This is a genomic window from Oscillochloris sp. ZM17-4 (assembly GCF_019599295.1).
Taxonomy (GTDB): domain Bacteria; phylum Chloroflexota; class Chloroflexia; order Chloroflexales; family Chloroflexaceae; genus Oscillochloris.
In genome coordinates this window covers 1-6,901 of the sequence record NZ_JAIEWN010000096.1, presented here as the reverse complement: position 1 = coordinate 6,901, position 6,901 = coordinate 1, and the positions used below count along the sequence as shown (strand labels likewise).

4 protein-coding genes, 1 pseudogene and 1 CRISPR repeat array are annotated in these 6,901 nt (G+C 70.8%); all 5 genes and pseudogenes read left to right on the top strand.

Annotation, left to right across the window (positions count from 1 at the left end):
• Nucleotides 1-349: pseudogene (locus K2Z83_RS27375) on the top strand (hypothetical protein); the annotation flags it as partial.
• Nucleotides 346-2,019 (top strand): hypothetical protein, encoded by a 1,674-nt coding sequence (locus K2Z83_RS27370; RefSeq protein ID WP_220598344.1) that lies wholly within the window; start codon nt 346-348, stop codon nt 2,017-2,019. The pseudogene K2Z83_RS27375 and the gene K2Z83_RS27370, both read left to right, overlap by 4 nt.
• On the top strand, nt 2,016-3,452 hold the full coding sequence (locus K2Z83_RS27365) for an RAMP superfamily CRISPR-associated protein (RefSeq protein WP_220598343.1): 1,437 nt from the start codon (nt 2,016-2,018) through the stop codon (nt 3,450-3,452). Before K2Z83_RS27370 ends, K2Z83_RS27365 begins: the two co-directional genes overlap by 4 nt.
• Nucleotides 3,442-4,035 carry a CRISPR-associated protein Csx19 gene (csx19, locus tag K2Z83_RS27360; RefSeq protein WP_220598342.1) on the top strand — a complete coding sequence of 198 codons (594 nt, stop codon included), beginning with the start codon at nt 3,442-3,444 and terminating at the stop codon, nt 4,033-4,035. The genes K2Z83_RS27365 and csx19 overlap by 11 nt, the downstream gene beginning before the upstream one ends.
• Complete coding sequence (locus K2Z83_RS27355) at nt 4,032-6,281, top strand: TIGR03986 family CRISPR-associated RAMP protein (RefSeq protein WP_220598341.1); 2,250 nt, start codon at nt 4,032-4,034, stop codon at nt 6,279-6,281. The genes csx19 and K2Z83_RS27355 overlap by 4 nt, the downstream gene beginning before the upstream one ends.
• A gap of 141 nt (nt 6,282-6,422) precedes the next feature.
• Nucleotides 6,423-6,825: direct repeats of the CRISPR family, unit length 37 nt; unit sequence CTCGGCACCACCTCCCCGCAAAGAAGGGGTTGGTCAC.
• Between the last annotated feature and the right edge of the window lie 76 nt (nt 6,826-6,901).

The window sequence follows — 6,901 nt, the reverse complement described above, 5'->3', positions numbered from 1 at the left end:
CTCGCTGCGGGCCGCCCGCGCGGTCGTGCGCGGGGTGACGCTGGTCGCTCCGCTGGATCTGGATCTCCCCAATGATGATGGGGTGGGGGAAGGTATTTCCGGGGAGGGACAAGCCCTCCCCGCGCACCTCCCGCCGGAAGATGGCGCCGCGCCGCTCCCGACGACACAGGAGCGGGCCGAGGCGCTGCTGGCCGCCTGCGCCCTGGCGGTGCGTCGGGGCGGCCTGAGCCGCAACCGCGGCCGCGGCCGGCTGGCGCTGCGGCTGCATCGCGCTGACCCGGCTGACTCGATTGACGATGCCTTCACCCGGACCTGCTTCGAGCGCTTTGCCGCGGAGGTGCCCGCATGACGATGGTGCTGACCTACCGGCTGACCCTGGAGCAGCCGCTGCTGGCGACCTCGCTGGAGGGCGACCCGAATAGCAGCCGCTCCTTCGACTACATCCCCGGCGGCCAGATCCGCGGCCTGCTCATCCACCGCCTGCGCGCGCAGAAGGGCGCGCCCGCCGACCTGCTGGCCGACCCGGATGTCCAGCGGCGCTTCTTCAGCCGTACGACCTGCTTCCTGAACGCCTACGTCGCGTCAGATGGCCACACGCGCAGCCTGCCGGCCCCGCTGAGCCTGCATGCCCACAAGGATGACCTGGATAAGGACGCCTTCTCTGTGCTGAATGCGGCTGACGGTGAGGGGGCCAAACAACTGCTCGCAAAGAAGGTGGATGCGCGCTGGCCGGCGCTCAAACCCTGCTTTATCATCCCGAACGGCACCATCCTCACCCGCCTGAAGATTCCGCACACGGTGGCCATCCATATCCAGCGCGACCGCCGGTATGGCCGGGCACGCCGGGGCAGCGGCGAGGTCTTTCGCTACGATGCACTGGCGTCCGGGCAGACCTTCGCCGGGGCGATTGTCTGTGACGAAGACAAAGATGCCGCCTTCCTGCACGACCTGCTGGCCGCCGACACCGGCGCGTGGATCGGCCGCTCGCGCAGCGCCGGCTATGGCCGGGTGACGATCCAGGCCGATGCCCCGCAGCCCGGCTGGCGTGAGGCGGGCGAGCCGCTGCCGCAGCCGACTGGCCTGGTCAGTATGACCCTGCTTAGCGACCTGCTCATGCGCGATGGGCAGGGCCGCGAGCTGACCACGCCGGACGCCGAGGCACTCGCGGCGGCGCTGGGCATCGACGACCTGACGGTCGACCTGGCCCACAGTGTCACCAGCACGACCCTGGTGAGCAGCTATAACACCACCGCCCGCCTGCCGACCCCGCAGCGCCACGCGCTGCGCGCCGGCAGCGTGATCAGCCTGAACCTGCCGGCGACCGACAAGCCGATCGACCTGGCCGCGATCGAGGATCGCGGGCTGGGCGAGCGGCGGGCCGAGGGCTTCGGGCGGGTCGCCTTCGGCTGGCTGGCCGCTGCTGAGTTCACCGTCATCAAGCCGAAGAAGCCAGAGACGAAGGCGCAGGAGTCTGACGGGCCCAAGCAGGAACCAGCGAGAAAACCCCCGCTCTTGTCACTCTCAGCCGACATCGCTGGCCTGATGGCGACCCGGCGCTACGCCGAGGAGATTGATACCGCGATCGGCTGGTATGTGAACACCACCATCGCCGCTATCGGCGATAACCTCGCGGCGATGCCAAAGAACAGCCAGCTCGGCCGAGTGCGCGTGCTGATCCGCCGGGCGCTGCCGGCTGGCGATGTGGCCGCCGTGCGGGACGGCCTGGAGGATATGCGCCAGGCCGGGTATGAGCAGTTCGCCCGCGCCCCGATCGGCGGAACGACGCTCTACGATTGGCTGATTACCCTGCTGGCCGACGCACCGAACCGCGATGCCGCCCCGGTCTGGGCGCTGCTGCAGATGACGCCGCCGGGCGCGTATAGGGTGGCTGGCATCGCGGTTCCCGCCGATCACCCGAACGATCCGCCCCTCGCCGGCGCGACCGCCCTGCGCCTGGCGGAGGCGATCCTCGCCGCAGTCGCCCGCGAGCGCCGGCGCGAGCAGGAGGTGCCCGCATGACGACGCCAGACACCCCGCGCGGCATCGTGACCCGCATCGTGATCACCGGCGACCTGGTGCTGACCGCGCCGGCCCACCTCGGCTCGGGCGAGCCGGCTGATGTGGTTGATATGACCCTGCTGCGCGACGCCCGTGCGGGCGTGCCGCTGCTGCCCGGCACCTCGCTGGCCGGCGCCCTGCGCGGCGAGCTGCTGAGCCGGCTCGGCGGCGACCGCACGATCGAGCAGCTTGCGCACGGGATCACCGCGCTGCTCGGCGGGATGAAGGGCGATGACGATGGCGCCCAGAGCCCGCTGATCATCGAGGACGCCTACGCCGCCCGCACGTCGGCCGAGGTGCGCGACGGGGTGAAGATCGACCCCGGCCGGCGCACCGCCCACGACGCCGCCAAGTATGATATCGAGCTGCTCCCCGCCGGCACGCGCTTCCCGCTGCGCTTCGAGCTGCTGCTCGATGCCAACGCCGATACCACCCGCACCCGCATGTCGCTGCTGGCCCGCGCGCTGGCCGGCCTGGAGGAGGGGGCGATCCGCATCGGCGCCCGGCGCAGCCGCGGCTACGGCACCTGCCGGGTTGCGCAATGGCAGGTGCGCACCTACGACCTGCGCCAGCGGGCGGGGCTGCTGGCCTGGCTGGCCGAGGGCCTGGGCGGCTACGACCTGCCCGCCGAGGCAGTCGTCGCGGGGACAGCCGCCCAGGTGCTGGGCGTGGCGCCCGACGCGACCGACAAGCGCCACCGCTTCCGACTCACCCTCGACTGCGCGATCGACGGGGCGCTGCTGGTGCGCTCCGACGCGATGCTGACGAGCTCCGGCGCCCAGCCCGACTTCGTGCATCTGCGCGACATGGCGGGCAAGCCGCTGCTGCCCGGCACCTCGCTGGCCGGCGCCCTGCGCGCCCGCGCACTGCGCATCGTCGATGCCTGCCGCCCCGGCCAGGCCCAGCAGGTGGTTGATGATCTGTTCGGGCGCGACCTGCACATCGCGCGGGCCGCGCCGACCATGAGCCGGCTGCAGGTGCGCGAGGCGCTGATCGATGGCGGGACGACCGTGGTGCAGAGCCGGGTCAGCATCGACCGCTTCACCGGCGGGGCGCTCGACACCGCCCTGTTCAGCGAGGCCCCGCAGTTCGGCGGCGGGCTGCGCCTGGAGATCGAGCTGATTAAGCCGGAGGGCTATGAGATCGGCCTGCTGCTGCTGCTGCTCAAAGACCTCTGGACCGGCGACCTGGCGCTGGGCGGCGAGGCCAGCGTCGGCCGCGGGCGGCTATCTGGCAAGCAGGCGACGCTCACGCTTCAGACGCCTGAGCTGGATGAGCCGCAGACCTGGACGATCCGCGACGATGATGGCCGGCTTCAGGTTGACGGCGACCAGGCCGCGCTGGAGACATACGTGACTGCGCTGAGCCAGGAGGAGGCCGCCGATGGCGCGTAAGATCTCAACCGGGGTGAGCACGGTCACCGCCTGGGATGTCGCTAGTGCGAAGGAAGACCTGCACGCATGGCTGACCGCGATGGCGAAGCAGCACGGCCTGACCTGGCTGCTGGCGCAGTGCGAGGACGGCACGATCTGGGGGGTGATGCAGGACGGCAAGCTTTTGCTTTCCTCCGACGCTTTCCCGCAGGAGTACCCACAGCTAAGGTTGCGCTGGGAAGCGCTGACCCAGGCCCGGCTCTTCGGCCCGCCGGGCGAGCTGCTGCTCTGGCTGGGGCCGGCGGGCTGGCGGGCGCGCTACCGCGACGATAGCGCCGGTACGGACACCGACTACATCAACGAGCGCCAGCTGCTCTGGGGCACCTGGAGTGACGAGGAAGACCGCACCGTCGCGCCTTTCACCCTGCTGGTCGAGGGCCGCCAAGGCATCCAGCACGCGCCGCCGCTCGCCGGGCAGATGCTGGCGAACACGAACGCGCAGCTCTGGACCCGCCACTACCTCGCCGATGATACCCATACCGGCCTGAGCCAGATCGTCGACAGCCGGCTTGTCGCCGTCGAGCCCCCGGGAGGCCAGCCATGACCCCGAACCATATCCCGCAGGTGTCCGAGCGCCGCGCGGCCCTGGCACCGTATAACTTCGTGCCGCTGCCCGAGCAGGTCGTGCCAGCCGAGCCGAGCCTGTCCGAGGTGCGCACGCAACAGGATCGCTACCACACCGAGCGCTTCACCGGCCAGATCGCTTGCACGCTGACCAGCGAGTCGCCGCTGTTTGTGCGCTGCGGCCTGACCCCGCAGCAGTTCGCCGCCGGCCTGGAGGCCAAAGACCAGCCCGACTTCTTCTTCACCGCCAGCCCCGACACCCCGGTCATCCCCGGCTCCAGCCTGCGCGGCATGCTGCGCTCGCTGGTCGAGATCGCCGCCTACGCCAAGCTCGACCGGGTCACCGACCGGCCGCGCTTCTTCTACCGGGCGGTGGCCGCGAAGAAGGACGACCCGCTGGCCGAGCCCTACCGCGACCAGCTGCGCGGGGTGAAGGCCGGCTACCTGGCCTGGCGTCGCACCGGCTGGGTGATCGTCCCCTCGCGCCCGATCGGCAGCGACAGCTTCATCAAGGTGCGCGAGGGCGATATCCCGCCGTCGCTCGACCTGACCCGCATGAACGCGGGCGACTACCACCTGCAGAGCATCGACGTCAGCTTCACCCACAAGCGCACGCCGAGGGGCCGCACCGTGGTCGATCAGATCGACCGGCCCGGCGTCCACACGCTGGCCGGGCGGCTGGTGACCAGCGGCAACATGATCGAGACCGGCGGCGGGCGGACGCGCAGCCCGCGCAAGAACCATATCGTCGTGCCCGAGCCGGGCAACGGCGAGCTGGCGATCGACGCGCAGGCGATCGACGACTACGTCAACGGCCTGAGCGACTTCATCGTCGATGAGCTCGGCCCGAACGGCGTGCTGCGCGATGGCGCGGCGGTCTTCTACCTCGACCCCGGCAAGGGCGCGGTGACGGCCTTCGGCCACAGCCCGAACTTCCGCCTGCCCTACCGCTTCCCCGGCAGCCAGCGCGCGGCGACCCCGCGCGACTTTGTGCCCGCCGACCTGCGCGACGAGGCGACGATCGACCTGGCCGAGGCGATCTTCGGCTACGTGCGCGGCAGCCTCCAGAAGCAGGGCCAGGAGCAGGCGCTGGCCGGGCGGGTCTTCGTGGGCGACGCGACGCCCGACCCGGGCCAGGGCGATCTCTGGCTGAGCGACGGCCCGATCACCCCGCACATCCTGGCCAGCCCCAAGCCGACCACCTTCCAGCACTACCTGGTGCAGCCGGACGAGACCCAGCGCAGCCTGCGGCACTACGCCAGCGCGCCCGACGCGGACACCGCCGCGCGCGGCCACAAGCGCTACTGGCACAAGGGCGGCGACCCGGCGATCGCGATGCCGGCCGACCAGGCCGCCGCGACCAGCGACACCCAGCTGACCAGCATCCGCCCGGTGCGGGCCGGCGTCACCTTCCGCTTCACCCTGCACGTCGAGAACCTGAGCCAGATCGAGCTGGGCGCGCTGCTCTGGGTGCTGCGGCTGGGCGGCGACCCGGCCTACCGGCTGAAGCTGGGCATGGGCAAGCCGCTGGGCATGGGCGCGGTGCGGCTGGGGCACACCGTCGCCAAGAGCCTGCGCGCGCAGCGCTACGCGGCGCTATTTGCCGGCGACACGTGGGCCAGCGGCGCGGACGACCAGATCGACGCGGAGCTTGATGCGGCGGCGGCCGCCTTCGAGGGCTACGTGCTGGAGCAGAGCGGCGAGCGGGCGAAGGGCTACGCGGCGCTGGACAAAACCCTGCGCATGCGCTGCCTGCTGGCCCTGCTGAGCTGGCCCGGCCCGCTGCCGGAGCAGACGCGCTACCAGGAGATCGAGCGCGGGCCACGGCGGGAGAACGAGTACAAGGACCGCCCGGTGCTGCCGCTGCCGACCCAGGTGGTCGGCGCGACGCTGAGCGCGGCCGAGCTGGCGGCGAAGGGCACGCCGGGCCGGCAGGCTCAGGAGCAGAGGCCGCCGAGGCCGGAGAAGCCCGCCCCGCAGATCCCCGGGGCGGGCGAGGTCTTCACCGCCACGATCATCGAGGCCGACGCCAGCGCGGCGGTGATCGCCGTGCCGGGCTTCAGCGCCGAGCAGGCCGTGGCCCTGCTCTCGGCCGACGTGGCCGACCTGCGCAGATACCGGGTCGGCCACCCGGCGCGGGTCGAGGTGGTGGAGGTGAAGACGCAGCGCAGCGGGCGCAGGCTGCTGGTGGTGCGCCCGGCGGCGCGGCAGAGGGGCAACCAGTGACCCACTAAACGGTAGGCAGATGTGGTATATTGAGCCCATTCGGCCAGGATCGCAAGATCGCTACACTTTTCGGTGCCGCTGGCGCGGTGCCAGGGGGCGCGCTGGGAAGGGCCAGACCCCACACCCGCGAGACGCGACCCTCTCGGCACCACCTCCCCGCAAAGAAGGGGTTGGTCACCGGCCGCCCCGGATGAGCGGTCGCTGGTGAACAGGATCTCGGCACCACCTCCCCGCAAAGAAGGGGTTGGTCACACGACCCTGGGCAGGTTATCACCTGCCCACAGAGACAGCTCGGCACCACCTCCCCGCAAAGAAGGGGTTGGTCACAACTGGTCCACACCCATCCGCTACCCCCACAGCTCGGCACCACCTCCCCGCAAAGAAGGGGTTGGTCACATGTTGGGGGCCTCGGCCACCATCTTGGCGCTCTTCGCCTCGGCACCACCTCCCCGCAAAGAAGGGGTTGGTCACCTCTGTCTATAAAAGGTACACATCGGGAATGTTCTACTCGGCACCACCTCCCCGCAAAGAAGGGGTTGGTCACGCTTGTGGCAGGCAGCGTTTCCGGCCTAGACATGGTTTCAGAAGCACTTGACAGTTTGGCGTCACGCGGCGTGCGC

Bases quoted from the DNA above. Each gene is read 5' to 3' on its own strand.
- K2Z83_RS27365 (WP_220598343.1), top strand. From the start codon at position 2,016: ATGACGACGCCAGACACCCCGCGCGGCATCGTGACCCGCATCGTGATC.
- K2Z83_RS27355 (WP_220598341.1), top strand. From the start codon at position 4,032: ATGACCCCGAACCATATCCCGCAGGTGTCCGAGCGCCGCGCGGCCCTG.
- K2Z83_RS27370 (WP_220598344.1), top strand. From the start codon at position 346: ATGACGATGGTGCTGACCTACCGGCTGACCCTGGAGCAGCCGCTGCTG.
- csx19 (WP_220598342.1), top strand. From the start codon at position 3,442: ATGGCGCGTAAGATCTCAACCGGGGTGAGCACGGTCACCGCCTGGGAT.